Below are 20,474 nucleotides of genomic sequence, written 5' to 3'. Positions count from 1 at the left end.
GAATCCTCTCCTGCTCCAAAATGAGTTATATGTCGGACCCATGACGGGATGCTGCCAATGACTGTCTTGGAAACGCCAATCTTGGAAACGCCAATCCTGAGGGAGGTCCGGAGCAACCACCGCTCGCCCGCGGGCGTGCACCTGGTCGCGCGCGACTATCCCAAGGGCATGCGGATCGATCCGCATTTGCACCGCGAGGCGCAGCTGATCTATGCGGCCAAGGGCACGATGCAGGTGACGACGCCCGGGGGGCGATGGCTGGTGCCGCCGGACCGCGCGGTCTGGGTCCCGGCCGGGCTCGAGCATGCCATCGATCTGCTCGCCGACATCGAGATGCGCACGCTGTATTTCGACCTGTCCTGGCTGAAGCGCGAGCAGCGCTATGACGGCCTGACCCGGGAATTCGTGGTGCGGGTGTCGCCGCTGCTCAATCAGGCGATCCTGGCGCTGTTCGACGCGCGCAACACGGAGGAGCGGACCGAGCTGCTGGTGCGCCTCGTCATGCTGGAATTGCACCAGGCCGAGGATTCCGCGACCTTCGTGCCGCTGCCGCGCGAAGTGCGCTGCCGCCGCGCCGCCATGATCGTGCTCGACGATCCCACCGGCCTGCACGACATCGACACGCTGGCGCGCGAGGTTGGAACTTCCGCGCGGACGCTGTCGCGGCTGTTCTCGACGGAAACGCAGCTGAGCTTCAAAAGCTGGTGCCAGCGCGCGCGGATTGCGGCGGCGATCCAGCGGCTCTCCATGGATGCGAATGTCTCGGTGAAACAGCTCGCGACGCAGCTGGGCTATGCCAGCGTGCCGGCGTTCTCGGCCGCGTTCCGGCAAGTCACAGGGCGGACGCCGACGGAGTTTGCGGGGAAAGTGTAGCTCGTCGATACGAGCGCAGAACTCGTAGGGTGGGCAAAGCGGAGCGTGCCCACGCATTTTTCGCAATCGAGAGAGATCGTGGGCACGGCGCAAGTGCGCCTTTGCCCACCCTACGGTAGCGGTGCCCTCGGTGGCATTGCCGCGAAGGCAGGCATGCCGGCATTCTCCAGACGCACGGCCCAACTAAAGTTGCCGCATTCCTCCGCTTGATTGTGATCGGTTTCTGCCCAAATCCCGTGTAAGCTTCCGCAACGCACAAACCCGACACGAAAGTCCCGATGGCCAACGCCTTCTTCTCCGACCTGCTCGCCACGATCTCCGAGCGCGGCCGCACGCTGCTTCGTCGGGGAGATTCCGCCGACACCAGACGGGACGCCGACGGGCTGATCGATCTCTGCGACGCGCTGCTGTCGGGCCGGGGCGAGGCATCGGGCATCGCCATCGCGCGTGAGGTGCTCGACATCTACCGGGAGCTGGATGCGGCGGGACGCCGCGCCTTCTTCGACGGACTGGTGCGCGATTTCGGCCCGGACCGGGAGCGCCTGTCCAAGGCGATCGAGAAATGGCGCGCCGCGCCGAGCGACGAGGATGCGAGCTCGCTGCATTTCGCCTCGGAGCCGCGGCGGCAGGAGCTGATCCGCCGCCTCAACCGCGCGCCCGGCGGCACCGGCGATCTCGTCAACATGCGCGCCGATCTGCTCGGCATGATGAACGGCCACACCGAGCTCGCCGCGCTCGATCGCGACGTCTCGCATCTTCTCTCTTCGTGGTTCAACAGGGGGTTTCTCGTGCTGCGCAGGATTGACTGGTCGACCCCGGCCAACATCCTCGAAAAAATCATCCGCTACGAGGCCGTGCACGAGATCTCCGACTGGGACGATCTGCGCCGCCGCATCGATCCGGTCGACCGCCGCTGCTACGCCTTCTTCCATCCCGCGATGGTCGACGAGCCCTTGATTTTCGTCGAGGTGGCGCTGACCGAGACGATCCCCGGCGCGATCGCGCCGCTGCTCGCGGTCGATCGCCAGTATCTGCCGATCGAGCGCGCGCGCACCGCCGTGTTCTATTCGATCTCCAACACCCAGCGCGGTCTTGGCGGCATCTCCTTCGGCAGCTTCCTGATCAAGCAGGTGGTCGAGGAGCTGCGCCGCGAAACGCCCAAGCTCGACACCTTCGTGACGCTGTCACCGGTGCCGGGTTTCATGCCATGGCTGAAGCAGGACAAGGACCTGCCGCTGTCGGACGAGGACCGCGAGGTGCTGAAGCGCCTCGACGACCCCAAATGGTTCGAGAGCCCCGAGACGACGGCACAGCTCCGCGCCGTGATCGAGCCGCTCGCGGCGCACTACTTCCTCAAGGCGCGCACGCCGAAGGGCAAGCTGATCGATTCCGTCGCCCGCTTCCATCTCGGCAACGGCGCAAGGCTGGAGCGCATCAACTGGCTCGGCGATCTCTCGCCGAAGGGCGTGCGGGAATCCGCCGGCGTGATGGTCAACTACCTCTATCGCCTCGACGACATCGAGAAGAACCACGAGGCCTACGCGAATGACGGCGAGGTGGTGGCGTCGAGCGCTGTGAAGAAGCTGCTGAAGGGCGAAGGAAGGCGGCTGCTGGACATGCGGTTGTCGTAGCCGCAAACTCAGTCGTCGTCCCGAACAAGCGAAGCGCTGATCCGGGACCCATAGCCACAGGGTTGGGTTTGGCGAAGATTCGGAGTTGCCGGCCCGCTCCATAACCTCTCCCTGGGGTTATGGGTCCCCGCGTTCGCGGGGACGACACCGAGTTGTTGGAGACGCCGTCGACCCTACTCCGCCAGCGCCTTCATCTCCTTGTAGAGATCCGACTTGCCTTCAAAACCGATGCCCGGAAGGTCCGGCATGGTGATGTGGCCGTTCTCGACGCCAACGCCATCCGGGAAGCCGCCGTAGGGCTGGAACAGGTCGGGGTAGCTCTCGTTGCCGCCTAAGCCGAGGCCGGCGGCGATGTTGAGCGACATCTGGTGGCCGCCATGCGGGATGCAGCGGCTGGGGGACCAGCCGTGGGTTTTCAGGACTTCCAGCGTGCGCTGGTATTCGCACAGGCCGTAAGAGAGCGCGCAGTCGAACTGCAGCCAGTCGCGGTCCGGGCGCATGCCGCCGTAGCGGATCAGATTGCGGGCGTCCTGGTGGCTGAAGAGATTCTCGCCTGTGGCCATCGGGCCTGGATAGAATTCGGCGAGCGCGGCCTGCAGCGCGTAGTCGAGGGGATCGCCGACTTCCTCGTACCAGAACAAGGGATAGTCGCGCAGCATCTTGGCATAGGCGATGCCGGTCTCCAGGTTGAAGCGGCCATTGGCGTCGACGGCGAGCTGCGCGTCCTTGCCGATCTCCTTCAGCACCGCCTCGATGCGGGTGCGGTCTTCTTCAATTGGCGCGCCGCCGATCTTCATCTTCACGACGTTGTAGCCGCGATCGAGATAGCCGCGCATCTCACCGCGCAGCATCGAGAGGTCCTTGCCGGGATAGTAATAGCCGCCGGCGGCGTAGACGAACACGCGCGGATTGGCTTTGACGCCGTGCCGTTCGGCGAGCAGGCGAAACAGCGGCTTGCCCGCGATCTTCGCCACCGCGTCCCACACCGCCATGTCGATGGTGCCGACTGCGACCGAGCGCTCGCCGTGGCCGCCGGGCTTCTCGTTGGTCATCATCGCGCCCCAGACCTTGTCGGGGTCGAGATTGTCGCCGGCCGCATTCAGCAGCGACTTCGGATCGGCCTCGGTGATGCGCGAGGCAAAACGCTCACGGATCAGGCCGCCCTGCCCGTAACGGCCGTTGGAGTTGAAGCCGTAGCCGATCACGCGCTTGCCGTCGCGAACGACGTCGGTGACGACGGCGACGAGGCTCGTCGTCATCTTGGTGAAGTCGATATAGGCGTTGCGGATCGGCGATGAGATCGGCTTGGTGATCTCGCGGACGTCGACGATGCGGACGGACATGGGGGGCCTTTCGATTTGTTAGCCCGTCATTCCGGGATGGTCCGAAGGACCTGACCTCAGGTGCGCAATTGCGCACCGGGGAATCTCGAGATTCCGGGTTCGATGCTTCGCATCGCCCCGGAATGACGGCTTCGCCGTCACTTCTTATCCCTGAAATACGGCTCCACCGGCCCGTGCACCTTGATGGTCAGCGGGTTGCCGTGGCGGTCCTTGGCGTTGCCGGCGGTGACGCGGACCCAGCCTTCGCTGATGCAGTATTCCTCGACATTGGTCTTCTCGACGCCCTTGAAGCGGATGCCGACGTCGCGCGCCAGGATGTCTGCGTTGTAATAGGGGCTGTTCGGATCGACCGACAGGCGGTCCGGAAATTCGTCGCTCATGATTGTCTCGCTCATAACAGGGTCTCGATTTGATTCCGCAATCCTTCGGGCCGTGCGGTCGGCGCGTAGCGCGCGATTACGCGGCCCTGACGGTCCACCAGGAATTTGGTGAAATTCCATTTGATGGAGGCCCCTAACAAGCCCGATTGCTGGTGTTTCAGGTACTCATACAGAGGGTGCGCATGGGCGCCGTTGACGTCGATCTTCTCGAACAAGGGAAAGGTGACGTCGTAATTGGTCGAGCAGAACGCCTGGATCTCGCTCGCCTGCCCCGGCTCCTGCGCGCCGAACTGGTTGCAGGGAAAGCCGAGCACGGAGAAGCCGCGCGGCGAGAGATCGCGATGCAGATCCTCCAGACCGCGATATTGCGGCGTGAAGCCGCATTTGCTCGCGGTGTTGACGATCAGGAGCACCTGCCCCTCGAAGCGGCGGAGCGCAACCTCCTCACCCGCAAGCGAGTTGGCCTTGAAATCGTAGATCGCGGACATCGCTAACCCACGGGATCGATCGGCGACGGCGGCACGCCGCCCGCCTCGATCGCTTCGCCTGCGAGCAGGCAGAGGTCTTCGCGGTAGCGGCCGGAGACGATGTGCACGCCGACGGGCGCCTTGCCGACCAGACCCGTGGAGACCACGAGGCCCGGCAGACCCATGAAGGGAATGGCGATCTGCGGCAGCTGCGCTTCCCAGACGCGCTTGAAGGACTCATCGTCCTTGCGATCGAGATGATCGGGGAACGGCAGCTCGCCGGACACCGGCGTCAGCAGCACCGCGTATTTTTCGAAGAACAGCATCCAGTCGCGGGTCAGAGTGGCCCGCCGCGTCAGCGCCTTGGCGTAATTGGCCTGATCCATCGGCGTGACCCTGCCGCGATTGCCGCGCAGGCACGCCAGCGCACCGGGATCGCCCTCGCGCTCGGCCATCTCCAGCTGCGCTTCATAGCCGTCGCCGAGCCAAAGCTTGATCTGCCACTCGACCGCCTCGCGCATCGACGGCGTGTTTTCGATCGTCTCGACCGTCCAGCCGGCACGCTCGAGGCGCTTGCCCGCATCGATCACCGCCGCCTTCACTTCGGGCGTGGTGGCAAGGCCGTCCGGATTGAGGCAGAGCGCGGCGCGCTTGTCCCGTGCTGGGCCTTCCAGCGGCACTGGTGCGTACCAGGGATCGCGGATGTCGCGGGCCGACATCGCAGCCAGTGAAATCCTGAGGTCGTTGACGGTGCGCGCCAGCGGACCCGAGACCGCCATGATCTGCGGTCCGATCGGGCGCTCCGGCAGTGCCGGATTGAAGGCGGGGATGCGGCCCAGCGTCGGGCGCAGGCCGTGCACACCGCAGGCATAGGCGGGGTAGCGGATCGAGCCGGCGATGTCGGTGCCGTGGGCGATATGGCCGATGCCGGCCGCGACCGCCGAACCGGCGCCGCCGGACGAGCCGCCCGGGGTCAGAGAGGCGTCACGCGGGTTCTTGGTGTCGCCATGGACGAGGTTGGTGGTGAACCAGCGATAGGAGAAGGCCGGGCAATTGGTGCGGCCGAGCAGGATGGCGCCGGCTTTGCGGAAATTGGCGACCACCGGATTGTCCTCGCGCGCGATCAAATCGCGCTGGAGCTTGAGGCCGTTGGTGGTGGCAAAGCCCTCCTGGTCGACATTGGCCTTGATGGTGACGGGCACGCCGGCGAGCACGCCGGGGTCCTCGCCCCGCGCGATGGCGGCATCGACGGCGTCGGCCTGCTTGAGCACGTCGTCCGGCCGGTGGTCGATCACCGCATTGAGCTGGGGATTGACGGCGTCCAGGCGGGCGAGACCGGCCTTAGCGGCCTCCCTGGCGGACACCTTTTTGGACTTGACGAGGGTGGCGAGGTCGGCAGCCGACAGGCGCCAGAGATCTTGCATGGCTTGCTCCGTGTAACCGGCGTCTTTTAGCGCCGGGAACGCGGCAAAGCCATGCGGATTTCGCAGGGGCGAAGGCGCTGAGGCGCCGGGTGGTCCCTCGTCATTGAATTGCGAGCGCAGCGAAGCAATCGAGAAATCCCTCCGCGGAGGCAGTCTGGATTGCTTCGTCGCAAGGGCCAATGACGGGGAGAGAGTGGGGGCTAGTGCCGCGTCGCGGACGCGTCCGGGATGTCCAGCAGCGCCTCGGTGAAGGGGAACTCCAGCACGATCTCGCCTTCGGCGTCGGTCACCTCGATCACGGCGTCCAGCAGGGCGCGCTGGGTGCCCTCGGATTTCACCACCTCCAGGATCATCTGGCGGGCGACCTCCCAGGCGCGGTCGGGGTTGCGCAGGTCCTCGCCTTCGGGATCCACGATCAGTTCGTCGCCGATACGGGTGTTGAAGTAGTATCTGGGCATCATCGAAATCCAGTTGGGTCGCCTGTACCGGATTGAAAGCTGCACTGCACTCACAACTGCTTTATCAGGACAGGGTTCGCGACCGAATGCGCCGAACGCAAGGCAGCGCCCCAGAAGTGGTGTTCCCGAGGGCTTTTTTTCGCGGCGCAACATGGGCTTCTCGGGAAAATTTCACTGGCGAACTTCTCGGCGCGCATTAATTTAACGGGTGGGCGGATACGTCCGAATTCGCGAAAATGGAGTGCCAAAATGGCCTGGAAAGCCCCGAAGATCGTCGAAGTGCCCTGCGGCATGGAAATCAACATGTACGTGAGCGCCACCCGCAAGTAAGCGGTTGGTGATCTGCGTTCAGCGCAGGTGGATCTTTCGGTCACGACCGGTTTCCGAATGATGGAAATCGTGTCGGCCTGAGATCCACCTCCGTGACGTTGCTTCCAGGAGACGGATCATGCTTCGCGTCGTCGTCCTGGGCGCCGCAGCCGGCGGCGGAGTGCCGCAATGGAATTGCGGCTGCGAGGGCTGCCGGGCGGCCCGTGAGAACGGCCATGAACTCTTGAGAACCCAAGCCTCGGTCGCCTTCAGCGGCGACGGCGAGCACTGGTTCCTGATCAATGCCTCCCCGGACCTGCGGCAGCAATTGAATGCCACGCCGCAGCTGCACCCCAAAGCGGGCGCGCTGCGCCATACGCCGATCGCAGGCGTTATCCTGACCAACAGCGAGGTGGATGCGGTGGCAGGCCTGCTCTCGATGCGCGAGGGCTCGCCCTTCACGGTCTATGCGCACGAGAAGGTGCTGGCGATCCTGAAGAGCAACAGCATCTTCGACGTGCTGAACGAAAAGAACGTGCGGCGCCAGCCGATCGACATCAGCGAGCCGTTCGAACCGCGGCTACCGGATGGCGCGCGCTCCGGGCTGGAAGTGCTGGCCTTCGCAGTCCCCGGCAAGTCGGCCTGGTATCTGGAAGGCAAGGCGCATCCCGGTGGCGAGAGCGGCGACGGCGACACGCTGGGCCTGAAGATCACCGACAAGGCGACCGGCAAGTGCTTCTACTTCATCGCGGCGTGCGCCGAGGTGACCGACGCGCTGAAGGCCGAGATCGACGGCGCTTCGCTCGTGTTCTTCGACGGCACGGTCTGGCAGGACGACGAGATGATCAAATGCGGGCTCGGCCACAAGACCGGCAAGAGCATGGGACATGTCGCCATGTCCGGCCAGGACGGCGCCATCGCGCGGCTGGCCGACCTTGCTATCGACAGGAAGATATTTCTGCATATCAATAACTCGAACCCGGCGCTGCTGCCTGCCTCACCCGAGCGCAAGGCCGCTGAGCAGGCGGGCTGGCAGATACCGGCGGATGGAACGGAGATCGTGCTGTGAATGCGGCGTCAATGACTGGAATGACTGCGCTCTCGATCGGCAAGGACATCAAGCTCACGAGCGCCGAGGAGCTGGAGGCGGCGCTGCGCCATATCGGGGCGACGCGCTATCACAGCCTGCATCCGTTCCATAAGCTGCTGCACGGCGGCAAGCTGAACAAGGGCCAGGTGCAGGCCTGGGCGCTGAACCGCTACTATTACCAGAGCACCATCCCGATCAAGGACGCGGTGGTGATCTCGCGCTTCCGCGACCGCGCCACGCGCCTGGAATGGCGCCATCGCATCGAGGACCATGACGGCGATGTCGGCTCCGAGGGCGGCATCGAGCGCTGGATCAAGCTGACGGAAGGACTCGGGCTCGACACGGCTTACGTGGAATCGACCGAAGGCATCTTGCCGGCGACGCGCTTCGCGGTCGAAGCCTACGTCCACTACTGCCGCGAGAAGAGCCCGCTGGAGGCGATCGCCTCCTCGCTTACCGAGCTGTTCGCGCCAAATCTGCATGAAGAACGCATCTCCGGCATGCTGGAGCACTATGATTTCGTCAATCCTGACATCATGAGCTACTTCAAGCGTCGCCTGACCCAGGCGCCGCGCGATGCCGGCTTTGCGCTCGACTATGTCAAGGCGCATGCAAGGACGCCGGAAGAGCGCGCCTCCGTCTGCAACGCGCTGATCTTCAAGACCAACGTGCTATGGGTGCAGCTCGACGCGCTCCAGCACGCCTATGTCGAGGGCAACATTCCGCCGGGCGCGTTCGTGCCCAAAGCGAGCTGAAGAGGAACTGGAATGGCCGGGCCGCGGAACATCAGCGTCAGCGAGGCAAGCCGCCCGGTGCTGCCGCGGCATGCCAAGCTGAAATATGACGAGACGCGAAAGGTCTGGGTGATCCTGGCGCCGGAACGTGTTCTGGCCCCGGACGAGATCGCAGTCGAGGTCCTGCAGCTCTGCAACGGCGAGCGCAGCGTCGGCGACATTGCGGACGCGTTGGCGGTCAAATACGCCGCGCCGCGCGAGGCGATCCTGGCCGATGTCATCGTCATGCTGCAGGATCTCGCCGACAAGGGCTTTCTCACGGAAGCCCGGGAGAAGACGTCATGAGCGATGTGCTCGGCAATCCCACCGTCCCGCCCAACGCCAGCGACAGCCTCGCGGTGCTGGAGAAGCAGCGCTCGACAGCGGAGACTTTTGGCATTCCGCTCGCCGTGCTGCTGGAGATCACCCATCGCTGCCCGCTGCAATGCCCCTACTGCTCCAACCCGGTGGAGCTCGATCGCTCGGGCAAGGAGCTGACCACCGAGGAATGGAAGAAGGTCTTGAGCGAGCTCGCCGAGATCGGCGTGCTGCAGGTGCATTTCTCCGGCGGCGAGCCGACGGCGCGCAAGGACCTCGTCGACCTCGTCAAGCATGCCAGCGACGTCGGCCTCTACACCAACCTGATCACCTCGGCCGTACTGCTGACGCGCGAGAAGCTCAGCGATCTCGCCGATGCCGGGCTCTGCCATGTGCAGATCTCGTTCCAGGGCATCGAGGAAGGCCTCGCCGATCGCGTCGCCGGCTACAAGGGCGGCCACCGCAAGAAGCTCGAGGTCGCAAAGTGGACGCGCGAGCTCGATCTGCCGCTCACCGTGAACGCGGTGATGCACCGGCAGAATTTGCACCAGCTGCCTGACATCATCCAGATGTCCGTCGATCTCGACGCCGACCGGCTCGAGGTCGCCAATGTGCAGTATTACGGCTGGGCGTTGAAGAACCGCGCCGCGCTGATGCCGACGGTGGCGCAGCTCGACGAATGTACCCGCCTCGTCGAGGAGGCGCGCGAACGGCTGAAGGGCACGCTTGCGATCGACTACGTCGTTCCCGATTACTACGCGCTGCGGCCGAAGAAATGCATGGGCGGCTGGGGCCGTCAGTTCTTCAACATCTCGCCCGCCGGCAAGGTGCTGCCCTGCCACGCCGCCGAGAGCATCACCGGGCTCGACTTCGAGTCGGTGCGCTCCAACCATTCGATCGCCTGGATCTGGCAGAACTCCGAGGCCTTCAACCGCTATCGCGGCACCGGCTGGATGAAGGAGCCGTGCAAGTCTTGCGAATTCCGCGAGATCGATTTCGGCGGCTGCCGCTGCCAGGCCTTTGCGCTGACCGGCGATGCCGCCAACACCGATCCCGCCTGCGCACTGTCGCCGCTGCACGAAACCATCTTCAAGCAGGCCGAGCGTGAGGCCGAGGGCGAGACCAGCCGCTTCCTCTATCGCAACTTCGCCGGCGGCACCCTGGAATCCGAGAATGGGGCCTGACGCCGACGCAGGCACAGCCGCGAGGCGCGCCGATCCGTTTGCGCCGCTGACCTCCGACATGCTCGACGTCGGCGACGGCCATGAGCTCTATGTCGAGAGCGTCGGTCGCAGCGACGGCATTCCCGCGGTCTACCTGCACGGCGGGCCCGGCAGCGGATGCCAGCCCGATCATCGCCGGTTGTTCGACCCTGATCGCTTCTGCGCCGTGCTGTTCGACCAGCGCGGCTGCGGCCGCAGCCGGCCCAAGGGATCGCGCGAGCACAACACCACGGAACATCTGATCGCGGACATGGAGATGATCCGCGACAAGTTCGGCTTCGAACGCTGGATGGTCGTCGGCGGCTCCTGGGGCGCGACGCTGGCGCTGGCGTACGCGCAGGCCCATCCGGAGCGCATCTCCGGCATTGCGCTCCGCGCGACCTTCCTGGGCACGCGGGCAGAGGTCGAGACGGCCTTCACGGTGCGCCTGCCGCAATTCTATCCCGCGCTCTACGAGGATTTTCTGAGCGTGCTGCCGCCCGGGGAACGCGCGCGCCCGGTGGAAGCCTATTATCGCCGCATCCTCGATGCCGATCCGGCCATTCACGGACCTGCGGCCCGCGCCTGGCACGATACCGAGCGAGCCCTGTCGGAGCACAAGGTGGCGAAGACGCGGCTGGACCTGGCGTCACTGAACGTGTGGCGCACGCTGCCGGCGACGCCGTTCATGGAGGCACATTATTTCATCAACAACTCCTTCATGAACCAAGACCAGCTGCTGCGGAACGCGGACCGGCTCGCCGGCATTCCCGGCATTATCGTGCAGGGCCGCTACGACCTGTTGTGCCCTCCTGAGACATCACACACGCTCGCGAAAGTTTGGCCGGGTTCCGAGATTCGCCTCGTGGAAGAAGCCGGACATTCGCTCTATGATGCCGGCGTGAGGGATGCGGTGATGAAGTCGATTGCCGACCTTGCGTCGAAGGCCGCGCGCTAATGCGCGAAAAAGGACAAAAAGAAAATGCCGCTCGCCGGAAAGGGCATGCTGCTGACGTCGATGAACATCGACGCAGCCAATGAGGCCGATTTCAACCGCTGGTACGATCGCGAACATCTGGAAGAGCGCGTCGCGATCGAGGGCTTTCTGGAAGCGCGGCGCTATGTCGCGCATGCCGCCAATCCCAAATATCTCTCGCTGTACTCGACCGCGACGCTCGACGTGCTCGACAGTCCCGCCTATCGGGCGCGGCTGGCCAACCAGACCGAATGGTCGCGGCGGAGCATGGCGCATTTCAAGGACATGCTCCGTGTCGTCGCGCGCATTACCATCAGCAACGGCACCGGCCGCGGCGCTGCGCTCGGCGTGGTGCGCCTGCGGCCGACGCCCGACAATGCCGGCGCATGGCGTGATGCACTGCAAGAAAAGCTGGCGCCGGAGAAGCGCGACGGCATCATCTCCATGCATCTGCTCGAGAGCGAGCCGGAATTGTCCGGCGCGACAGCGGACATTCCGGCGGTGCGCAACGAAGGCGTCCGCGACTGGTTCGCGCTGATCGACGGCACGCATGTCGGCGCTGTCTCGGCCGTGATCGCCGAGCGCTTCACCGGCCCTGCCGCATCACCCTTCCCGCTGCCCGTCTCGGTCGGGACTTACAGCCTGATGTGGGATCTCGCGAAGAGCGATATCGCGCGCGGCTGAACAACCATCTGCATCGCAACATATTGCACCGCACGCGCATCGCGCACGGCCGTTAATGCTGTGCGCGCGTAGCTCCCATGAAAGCGGGGACGCGCCGAACTTTGCCGTTGTACTTCGGAAAGGTTCTAATAAGCTAACCCAATGACGTCATTCAGAAACCAGATCGCAGCGCGTTAAGCGTTCGCCAAGCTCAGAAGAGGCCGCCGGGTCTTTGAGCCTGCGCGGACAGGGTAGGAATGAAACCGACCGATATCGCGGCCCCCGACTACTTTCACAAAGTGGTCGATTGCCAATGGGCCTGTCCTGCGCACACCCCGGTTCCCGAATATATCCGACTGATCGCACAAGGCCGCTACAGCGACGCCTATATGATCAATTGGAAATCGAACGTGTTTCCCGGAATTCTGGGACGCACCTGCGATCGTCCATGCGAGCCGGCGTGCCGCCGCGGACGCGTCGAGGAGACGCCGGTCGCGATCTGCCGGCTCAAGCGCGTCGCCGCCGATTTCAAGGACGACATCAGGCAGCGCCTGCCGTGCCCCTCGCCGAAGAACGGCAAGCGCGTCGCCTTCGTCGGCGGTGGTCCGGCCTCGCTGACGGTGGCGCGCGATCTGGCGCCGCTCGGCTATCACTGCACCGTGTTCGATGCCGATCCCGAAGCCGGCGGCATGATGCGCACGCAGATCCCTAAATTCCGCCTGCCCAATTCGGTGATCGACGAGGAGACCGGCTACATCCTGGGTCTCGGCGTCGACTTCAAGGGCGGCCACCGCATCGAGAGCATGAAGTCGCTGCTCGCGGAGAAATACGACGCGATCTTCGTCGGCTCCGGCGCACCGCGCGGCCGCGAGCTCGACATTCCCGGCCGCAAGGAAGCGGCGGGCAACATCCATATCGGTATCGAATGGCTGGCCAACGTGTCATTCGGCCATGTCGACAAGATCGGCAAGCGCGTGATCGTGCTCGGCGGCGGCAACACCGCGATGGATTGCTGCCGCACCGCGCGCCGCCTCGGCGGCGAGAAAGTCACGGTGATCGTGCGCTCCGGCTTCGAGGAGATGAAGGCCTCGCCGTGGGAGAAGGAGGACGCAATCCACGAGGATATTCCGATCCTCAATTACATGGTGCCGGTGGCATTCAAGCACGTCGCCGGCAAGCTCATCGGCGTCACCTTCCAGCACGTCAAAGCCGAATTTGACGCCAAAGGCCGCCGTAACCTCGTGCCTTCGGGCGACCCCGATCAGACCATTCCCTGCGACGACGTGCTGGTCGCGGTCGGCCAGGAGAACGCCTTCCCCTGGATCGAGCAGGATTGCGGCATCGAGTTCGACAAATGGCACATGCCCAAGGTCGATCCCAAGACATTCGCCTCGACCAATCCAAAGGTGTTCTTCGGCGGCGATGCTGCATTCGGCCCGAAGAACATCATCTGGGCGGTGGCGCACGGCCATGACGCCGCGCTGTCGATCCACAAGATGCTCTCGGGCGAAGACATTACCGAGCGTCCGCTGCCCGACGTGCATGTCTCATCGCAGAAGATGGGCATCCACGAATGGAGCTATGACAACGACATCTCGATCGACAAACGCTACAAGGTGCCGCATCGCGACAAGGTGATCGCGCTGAAGGACATCCGCGCCGAGGTCGAGCTCGGCTACGACGTCAAGCTGGCGTTGGGCGAAGCCGAGCGCTGCCTGAATTGTGACGTCCAGACCGTGTTCTCGACCTCGCTCTGCATCGAGTGCGATGCCTGCGCCGACATCTGCCCGATGGATTGCATCACCTTCACCGGCAACGGCGAAGAAAGCGATTTGCGCCAGCGCCTGAAGGCACCCTCGCCGCATCCGGACCAGGACCTCTACGTCTCCTCGGATCTCAAAACCGGGCGCGTAATGGTGAAGGACGAGGACGTCTGCCTGCATTGCGGGCTGTGCGCCGAGCGTTGTCCCACCGGCGCCTGGGACATGCAGAAATATTTCATCGAGATGACCCACGCAGGTTCGACATGCCCGACAAAAAGCCGATCAGCAGCGTAAACGACTTCGTCGTCCGCTTCGCCAACGTCAACGGCTCGGGCTCGGCCAGCGCCAACGAGATGTTCGCGCGCGCGATCCTGCGGCACGGCGTCCCGGTGTCCCCACGCAACATCTTCCCCTCCAACATCCAGGGCCTGCCGACCTGGTACGAGGTGCGGGTGACCGAGGACGGCCATCTCGGCGCCCGCGGCGGCGTCGACATGATGGTGGCGATGAACCCGCAGACCTGGGACAAGGACGTGGCCGGCATCGAGCCCGGCGGCTATCTGTTCTACGATTCCACCAAGCCGATGCCGTCGACCAAATTCCGCGACGATATCACCGTAATCGGCGTGCCGCTCACCGCCATCACCAACTCGACCTACACCGATCCGCGCCAGCGCCAGCTGTTCAAGAACATCATCTACCTCGGCGCGCTCTCGGCGCTGCTCGACATGGACCCGAAGCTGATCGAGCAGCTGATCGGCGAGCAATACAAGGGCAAGGAAAAGCTGCTCTCCTCCAACGTCCATGCGCTGCATTTGGGGCGCGACTGGGCGCTGCAGAATTTGAAATGCCCGATTGGCCTCAGGGTGAAAAAGTCGGACAAGGTCGGCGACCGCATCTTCATCGAGGGCAACAGCGCCGCCGCGCTCGGCGCCGTCTATGGCGGCGCCACGGTATGCGCGTGGTATCCGATCACGCCGTCCTCCTCGGTGGCCGAAGCCTTCACCGCGCACTGCAAGAAATACCGGCACGATCCTGAGACCGGCAAGGCGAAATACGCCATCGTCCAGGGTGAGGACGAACTGGCCTCGATCGGCATCGTCATCGGCGCGTCCTGGAACGGCGCCCGCGCCTTCACCGCGACGTCGGGCCCCGGCATCTCCCTGATGACCGAGTTCATCGGCCTCTCATACTTCGCCGAGATCCCGGCCGTGATCATGAACATCCAGCGCGCCGGCCCCTCGACGGGCATGCCGACCCGCACCCAGCAATGCGACATCATCGCCTGCGCCTATGCTTCGCACGGCGACACCAAGCATGTGCTGCTGTTCCCCGAGGATCCCGCCGAGGCCTTCGAATTCGCGGCCGCCGCGTTCGATCTCGCCGAGCGTATCCAGACCACGATCTTCCTGATGCTCGACCTCGATATCGGCATGAACCACCGGCTCTGCCGCCCGCTGAAATGGGACGACGCAAGGCAATACGACCGCGGCAAGGTGATGACCGAGGAGATGCTGGAAGAGGGGCGCGACTTCGGCCGCTATCTCGACGTCGACGGCGATGGCATCCCCTACCGCACCTATCCCGGCACGCACCCGACCAAGGGCTCCTATTTCACCCGCGGCACCTCGCGGGACCGCTATGCGCGCTACTCCGAGGAAGGCTCGGTCTACGCCGACAACATGCAGCGCCTGATGCGCAAGTTCGAGACCGCGCAGGACCTGGTGCCGCGACCGCTGCAGGCCAATGCGGAACGGCCGACCAAATACGGCGTGATCTATTTCGGCTCGACCTCACCGGCGATGGACGAGGCGATCGGCCTTTTGGAAGCGCGCGGGCATCAGCTCGACCGCCTGCGCATCCGCGCCTTCCCGTTCCATTCGAGCGTGGCGAGCTTCCTCGCCGAGCACGATTTCGTCTACGTCGTCGAGCAGAACCGCGACAGCCAGCTCCGCCAGCTGATCGTCAACGAGAACGGCATCGACCCGGTGCGCCTCGTGCCGATCGTGCACTATGACGGCTCGCCGATCACCGCCCGTTTCATCGCAAAAGCCATTGGCGACCACCAGGATCACCTCAAGGTGACCCCGCTCCGCAAGGCCGTGTCATGACCGACGCGTTGCTCTCTCCATCGTCATGCCCGGACTTGATCCGGGCATCCACGCCTTTCTTCTTCCCGGCCAAGACGTGGATGGCCGGGACAAGCCCGGCCATGACGGGCTTGGGATCGCAGGTGCTCTCATGACCTACATCGCAAAGCCGAAATTCCATCATCCCGGCCTCAAGAAGAACGAGCTCGGCTACACGCATCGCGACTACGAGGGCAAGATCTCGACGCTGTGCGCCGGCTGCGGTCACGATTCGATCACGGCTTCGATCATCGAGGCCTGCTACGAGCTCTCGATCGAGCCGCACCGGGTGGCGAAGATCTCCGGCATCGGCTGCTCGTCGAAGACGCCGGACTATTTCCTCGGCAATTCGCACGGCTTCAACTCCGTGCACGGCCGCATGCCCAGCGTGCTGACCGGCGCCAACCTCGCCAACCGCGATCTGATCTATCTCGGCGTCTCCGGCGACGGCGATTCCGCCTCGATCGGGTTCGGCCAGTTCGCACACTCGATCCGGCGCGGCGTCAACATGACCTACATCGTCGAGAACAACGGCGTCTACGGGCTGACCAAGGGCCAGTTCTCGGCCACCGCCGATCGCGGCTCGAAGTCCAAGAAGGGCGTCACCAACACCGACAACGCCATCGACCTCGTTGCGATCGCGCTGCAGCTGGGCGCCACCTTCGTCGCGCGCAGCTTCTCCGGCGACAAGACCCAGCTGGTGCCGCTGATCGCGGCCGCGATCCGCCACAAGGGCGCGTCCTTCATCGACGTCATCAGCCCCTGCATCGCCTTCAACAACCACGCCGGCTCGACCAAGAGCTTTGATTATGTCCGCGAGCACAACGACGCCGTGAACCGGCTCGACGTGCTGGTCGGCCGCGACCCCATCGCGGTGGACTATGCGCCGGGCACGGTGCAAATGGTCGAGCAGCATGACGGCAGCAAGATCGCGCTGCGCAAGATCGACGCCGACTACGATCCGCATGACCGGCTGGGCGCCCAGACCTTCCTCGCGCGGCACGCCGCCAAGGGGCAGATCGTCACGGGTCTCCTTTACGTCGACCCCGACGCCGAAGATCTGCACGAGCATCTCAACACGGTCGAGACGCCGCTCAACACGCTGGAAGCGGACACGCTGTGCCCGGGTTCGGCCGTGCTGGACAAGATCAACGCCAGCCTGCGGTGATCATTTGCTCCGGGCCGCAGCCGGCGACCTGACGCGTATGGTGATCTTCTCCGACACGACCGGCGGTTCGAACGGATAGTGCTTGGCGTCGCCGAGCACCAGCTGCAGGGTGTGAGTCCCCGGCGCAAGGTCCAGCATGGTCTCGGTCTGCCCTGCGCCGAAATGCAGGTGCGACTTGTCCTGCGGGATCGGCTCCTTGGGATCGATGGGATCGTTGACGTCGACCAGCAGATGATGATGACCGGCATTCTGGTAATCGTCGCCGGCATGCGTCACGCCCATGTTGCGCAGCCCGAACCGGACCCAGAATCCACCGCGAACCTTCTGCCCATCGTGCGGCGTGATGAAATAGAGCTTTGCGTCCTTTGGCGCGGTCTTTCCCTGCGAGTAGGCTGCGCCCGGGTGCACTGCGATCGCCGTCGCCAATGCGACACAATGAATGATCTTCATCAAATCCACTCCAGCACTTACGGACCGAGCGCGACGCGGAATCCATGCGTGGGATAACGGACATTGGTGTCGTAACCATCGCGATTGGATGGCCTCACATATCTTGCATCGTTCTTCCACGAGCCCGAGCGCAGGACGTGCGAGCTGCAGTCCCCGCCACTCCATGCCGAGCCGTCGGTGGGCGCGCCCTGATAGGTCTTGTGCCAGCAGTCCTCGACCCATTGATCGATACCGCCACCCATGTCGTGGAGGCCGAACGGATTCGGCTTGAAGCTGCCGACCTTCGCCGGCTGCTCGGCCGCGAGGTCACCGCAATCCTTGCATCCGGCCATGCCTGGCTGGAGCTTGTCGCCCCACCAATATTTGCTCTGCGTGCCGCCGCGCGCGGCGTATTCCCATTCGGCTTCGCTCGGAAGCCGGTAGGGCTTCTTGGTCGCCTGCGCCAGATACCCCGCATATTGCTGCGCGTCGGTCCAGCTCACATTGCTGATCGGCGCATCGTCTTTGCCGGTAGCGGTGAAGCTGCACGCCTTTGCGGCCGCGCATTCGTTCCATTCCTGCACGGTCACCGGATATTTGCCGATCGAGAACGGCTTGACCGTGACCTGGTGGACAGGACGTTCGGTCGGATCGTCATTGCTTCCCATCGCAAAGCTGCCGCCGCGAATGGCGATCATCTCGGGTTCGCGGGGCGGCGTGGCCGATGGGCTGGGCGGCGCGACCGACGGGCTGGGCGCCGGTGCCGGAGACGACGCCAATGACGGAGATGGTTGCGGCGTTTGCGTCGCCGCTTCGCGCGGCGGAGCCAGCGGGCTCGGGGAAGCGACCGGGGATGCGGCCGGCGTGGCGGCCTGCTCGCCCACTCTACCCCGCGGCTGCGCCAGCAGATACCACAGCGCGCCGGTCGCAATCACCAGCAGCGTGATGCCAAGGAGAAAGATCAGAGTATTCTCGCGCCGTCCTCGCGTTCTTCCGACGGCATCTGCGTCCGGCAGCACGCGATAGACGCGCACCGGATCCGTGATGTTCTTGACCTTGCGGTCCCCGAGCGACTCATAGCCGCACACCACCTTGTGCTTGATCTGCTCGTAGATCGCGCCTGAGATATAGACGTGACCGGGCTCGGCGATACCCTCGATACGAGTGGCGATGTTGACTCCGTCGCCATAGACATCGTCCGGCTCCACGATCACGTCACCGAGATTGACGCCGATCCGGTATTCGAGCCGGGAGTGCTTCGGAAGCGAGGCATTGCGGCCGATGAGGTTCTGCTGGATGACGATGCTGCAGCGAACGGCCTCGACAGGACTGTCGAAGATCGCGATGAAGCCATCGCCCGTCGTCTTCACCAGCGCCCCGTGATGTTCGACGATGCTGGGCTGGATGAGATCACGCTCGATCCGCTTGACGCGGACATGCGTGCCCTCCTCGTCGGCCTGCATCATGCGGCTGTAGGAGGCGATGTCACCGACGATGATGGCTGCGAGACGACGAGGCATTGAGCCGTGCGGAGGCGGCTCATCCTGACTTCCGGGTCTGAAGTTGCGAATTTCGCCCATTGCGGGGGGACTCCACAAACCTACAAAGGCAGCCCCAGCTTACGACCGCTAAAGGCGACCGTCTGTGAAGGCTATCACATTGATGAAATGGAGCAATGTCGAAGGACTCCCAGGGATCGAGTTCCGGAAGGCGAAGGCGTCGCATCGGTTGAACCTTCCTCGCCCTGCCGGTGACTAACGCCGTGCCTGGAACTATCCATCCCACTCCGCGCTGCGATGATCATGCGCGACTTGCGCGCGTTGAACGCGTCGCACCTGGGCCGCGTCTAAAGCCTACAGCTCAGCTATTGCGCTCGAGGCTATCATGAAGCTCTCTCTCCTGACTGCCCTCGCCGTTGCCGCACTCATCAGCGCGGCCCACGCGGATGAGGCTGACGACATCCGCGAAGCCAGCAAGGCCGAGGCCGAGACCTTCAACACGCGGATGTATGCGGGCACCCCCGGCAACAAGGCCTATGCCTGCTTCGTCCGCCGCTACGATGCGGAGCATCTGGCGCGGCATCCGAAGCAGAAGGTCGCTTCGATGAAGCTGCTGATCTCAGCCGAGTTGGACAAGGAAGACAGGGAGCTGCACAATTCCTTCCGCCTGGGCTTCAGGTACCGCCATCGCTCCGGCGATTTCGACTCCAGCGGTTCTTGTAACCACGCCGTATTCACCAAGGACGGCAACGAGGTTCGCCTCGGTTGCGGTGTCGATTGCGAGGGCGGCGGCATCGGCGTTGCACTGTCCAAAGACGACAGATCGGCGATCGTGCGGCTCGAACGGGTCCGCGTCTGGCAGAACAACAAGCCGGATGACGAGGCCGAGCAGTCGCTGGTCGGCGGTGCCGACGACCGGATTTTCCGCCTCGACCGCACCGACAACAGCGAGTGCGCTTCGCTGGTGACCGACCGCAAGGAACTCGCAGCGCTCCGCCACAAATGATGATATGTCCCCGGCGAATTCAGTCCAGTCGAGGGAGATCGCCATGAACCGGCGGAACATCGTGTGGAGCGCTATCTCGGCCCTGGGCGCAGCATTCGGTGCCTCCAGCGCGAAAGCCGCGACGGAAGCGGGCGCGGGTAACAAGCTCAAAGTGGTCTACCATCTCAGCGATGCCGAGAAGGTCAATTTCGTGCTGGGCAACATCCAGAACCACATCGACGGCGTCGGCGGTCCTGATCACGTCACGATCGCGCTGGTGATCCACGGGCCGGCGCTGAAGGCATTCCACTCGGCGCAGGCCAACCCCGACATCAGCAAGCGCGTGGGCGAATTCTCCAAGGATGGCGTCGAGCTCGCCGCGTGCGGCAACACGATGAAGGCGCAGAACGTGACGCTCACCGAGCTGCTGCCGGGCTTCGTGAGCGCGGAAAAAGGCGGCGTGGTTCGTTTGGCTGAGCTGCAGTCGCAGGGGTATCTGTATCTGCGGCCGTAGGGCATTGCGGTTGCCACGAGAAAGGTGCGCCCCTTCCCCCACTTGCGGGGGAGGGTTGGGGAGAGGGTGTCTCCGCAATG

Annotated in this window: 21 protein-coding genes; 14 read left to right on the top strand and 7 right to left on the bottom strand. The window is 64.2% G+C overall.

The genetic code is table 11. The annotated features are described in order from the left end of the window. Nucleotides 1-48 precede the first annotated feature (48 nt). Both CIT37_RS10620 and CIT37_RS10615 read left to right on the top strand, forming a co-directional pair. Complete coding sequence (locus CIT37_RS10620; protein ID WP_038973452.1) at nt 49-873, top strand: AraC family transcriptional regulator; 825 nt, start codon at nt 49-51, stop codon at nt 871-873. Between the two features lie 278 nt (nt 874-1,151). Beyond that, nucleotides 1,152-2,504, top strand: a complete 1,353-nt coding sequence (locus CIT37_RS10615; RefSeq protein WP_028145642.1) for a malonyl-CoA decarboxylase — start codon at nt 1,152-1,154, stop codon at nt 2,502-2,504. 173 nt (nt 2,505-2,677) lie between these two features. Here CIT37_RS10615 and tarD read toward each other — a convergent pair whose 3' ends face one another. The 5 genes from tarD to CIT37_RS10590 form a co-directional block, all read right to left on the bottom strand. Further along, nucleotides 2,678-3,847 (bottom strand): D(-)-tartrate dehydratase, encoded by a 1,170-nt coding sequence (gene tarD / locus CIT37_RS10610; RefSeq protein ID WP_028145643.1) that lies wholly within the window; start codon nt 3,845-3,847, stop codon nt 2,678-2,680. 137 nt (nt 3,848-3,984) lie between these two features. After that, entirely contained in the window at nt 3,985-4,242 is a 258-nt protein-coding gene (locus tag CIT37_RS10605) for a DUF3297 family protein (RefSeq protein WP_018318553.1), read from the bottom strand. Continuing rightward, entirely contained in the window at nt 4,239-4,715 is a 477-nt protein-coding gene (locus CIT37_RS10600) for a glutathione peroxidase (RefSeq protein WP_028145644.1), read from the bottom strand. The genes CIT37_RS10605 and CIT37_RS10600 overlap by 4 nt, the downstream gene beginning before the upstream one ends. A gap of 2 nt (nt 4,716-4,717) precedes the next feature. Beyond that, the gene (locus tag CIT37_RS10595) at nt 4,718-6,118 is read right to left on the bottom strand and encodes an amidase family protein (RefSeq protein WP_028145645.1); all 1,401 of its coding nucleotides are present in this window, start codon (nt 6,116-6,118) and stop codon (nt 4,718-4,720) included. A 200-nt stretch (nt 6,119-6,318) separates the two neighbouring features. Continuing rightward, nucleotides 6,319-6,576 (bottom strand): DUF6894 family protein, encoded by a 258-nt coding sequence (locus CIT37_RS10590; protein ID WP_026202038.1) that lies wholly within the window; start codon nt 6,574-6,576, stop codon nt 6,319-6,321. A 249-nt stretch (nt 6,577-6,825) separates the two neighbouring features. Here CIT37_RS10590 and pqqA point away from each other — a divergent pair, with 249 nt between their 5' ends. The 10 genes from pqqA (at nt 6,826) to CIT37_RS10540 (ending at nt 16,967) form a co-directional block, all read left to right on the top strand. Beyond that, nucleotides 6,826-6,906 (top strand): pyrroloquinoline quinone precursor peptide PqqA, encoded by an 81-nt coding sequence (gene pqqA / locus CIT37_RS10585; protein WP_007595659.1) that lies wholly within the window; start codon nt 6,826-6,828, stop codon nt 6,904-6,906. Nucleotides 6,907-7,024: 118 nt separating this feature from the next. Then, the gene (gene pqqB / locus CIT37_RS10580) at nt 7,025-7,954 is read left to right on the top strand and encodes a pyrroloquinoline quinone biosynthesis protein PqqB (protein WP_095426008.1); all 930 of its coding nucleotides are present in this window, start codon (nt 7,025-7,027) and stop codon (nt 7,952-7,954) included. Continuing rightward, a complete protein-coding gene (pqqC, locus tag CIT37_RS10575; RefSeq protein WP_038950958.1) occupies nt 7,951-8,730 on the top strand; it encodes a pyrroloquinoline-quinone synthase PqqC in 780 nt (259 codons plus the stop codon). Before pqqB ends, pqqC begins: the two co-directional genes overlap by 4 nt. A gap of 12 nt (nt 8,731-8,742) precedes the next feature. Next, nucleotides 8,743-9,054, top strand: coding sequence for a pyrroloquinoline quinone biosynthesis peptide chaperone PqqD (gene pqqD / locus CIT37_RS10570; protein WP_028145648.1), 312 nt, complete (start codon nt 8,743-8,745; stop codon nt 9,052-9,054). Continuing rightward, entirely contained in the window at nt 9,051-10,250 is a 1,200-nt protein-coding gene (gene pqqE / locus CIT37_RS10565; protein ID WP_028145649.1) for a pyrroloquinoline quinone biosynthesis protein PqqE, read from the top strand. The genes pqqD and pqqE overlap by 4 nt, the downstream gene beginning before the upstream one ends. Continuing rightward, nucleotides 10,240-11,226 (top strand): prolyl aminopeptidase, encoded by a 987-nt coding sequence (gene pip, locus CIT37_RS10560; protein WP_095426007.1) that lies wholly within the window; start codon nt 10,240-10,242, stop codon nt 11,224-11,226. Before pqqE ends, pip begins: the two co-directional genes overlap by 11 nt. A gap of 24 nt (nt 11,227-11,250) precedes the next feature. Then, nucleotides 11,251-11,928 carry a DUF4286 family protein gene (locus tag CIT37_RS10555; protein ID WP_095426006.1) on the top strand — a complete coding sequence of 226 codons (678 nt, stop codon included), beginning with the start codon at nt 11,251-11,253 and terminating at the stop codon, nt 11,926-11,928. Between the two features lie 236 nt (nt 11,929-12,164). Further along, nucleotides 12,165-13,964 (top strand): FAD-dependent oxidoreductase, encoded by a 1,800-nt coding sequence (locus CIT37_RS10550; RefSeq protein ID WP_095426005.1) that lies wholly within the window; start codon nt 12,165-12,167, stop codon nt 13,962-13,964. Beyond that, the gene (locus CIT37_RS10545; protein ID WP_028145653.1) at nt 13,934-15,781 is read left to right on the top strand and encodes a 2-oxoacid:acceptor oxidoreductase subunit alpha; all 1,848 of its coding nucleotides are present in this window, start codon (nt 13,934-13,936) and stop codon (nt 15,779-15,781) included. Before CIT37_RS10550 ends, CIT37_RS10545 begins: the two co-directional genes overlap by 31 nt. A 130-nt stretch (nt 15,782-15,911) precedes the next feature. Further along, entirely contained in the window at nt 15,912-16,967 is a 1,056-nt protein-coding gene (locus CIT37_RS10540) for a 2-oxoacid:ferredoxin oxidoreductase subunit beta (protein WP_018318541.1), read from the top strand. Here CIT37_RS10540 and CIT37_RS10535 read toward each other — a convergent pair whose 3' ends face one another. Together CIT37_RS10535 and CIT37_RS10530 are read right to left on the bottom strand one after the other, a co-directional pair. After that, complete coding sequence (locus tag CIT37_RS10535; protein WP_028145654.1) at nt 16,968-17,417, bottom strand: DUF4399 domain-containing protein; 450 nt, start codon at nt 17,415-17,417, stop codon at nt 16,968-16,970. A 17-nt stretch (nt 17,418-17,434) separates the two neighbouring features. Next, complete coding sequence (locus CIT37_RS10530) at nt 17,435-18,976, bottom strand: SUMF1/EgtB/PvdO family nonheme iron enzyme (RefSeq protein ID WP_028145655.1); 1,542 nt, start codon at nt 18,974-18,976, stop codon at nt 17,435-17,437. Nucleotides 18,977-19,280: 304 nt separating this feature from the next. On the opposite strand from CIT37_RS10530, the gene CIT37_RS10525 reads away from it, so the two are divergent. After that, complete coding sequence (locus tag CIT37_RS10525; protein WP_028145656.1) at nt 19,281-19,901, top strand: hypothetical protein; 621 nt, start codon at nt 19,281-19,283, stop codon at nt 19,899-19,901. 43 nt (nt 19,902-19,944) lie between these two features. After that, nucleotides 19,945-20,394, top strand: coding sequence for a DsrE family protein (locus CIT37_RS10520; protein WP_095426003.1), 450 nt, complete (start codon nt 19,945-19,947; stop codon nt 20,392-20,394). Nucleotides 20,395-20,474 lie beyond the last annotated feature (80 nt).

The organism is Bradyrhizobium ottawaense (genome assembly GCF_002278135.3).
Lineage (GTDB): Bacteria > Pseudomonadota > Alphaproteobacteria > Rhizobiales > Xanthobacteraceae > Bradyrhizobium > Bradyrhizobium ottawaense.
Note: the sequence above shows the minus strand (reverse complement) of the source record. Positions and strands in the feature narration are given on the sequence as shown.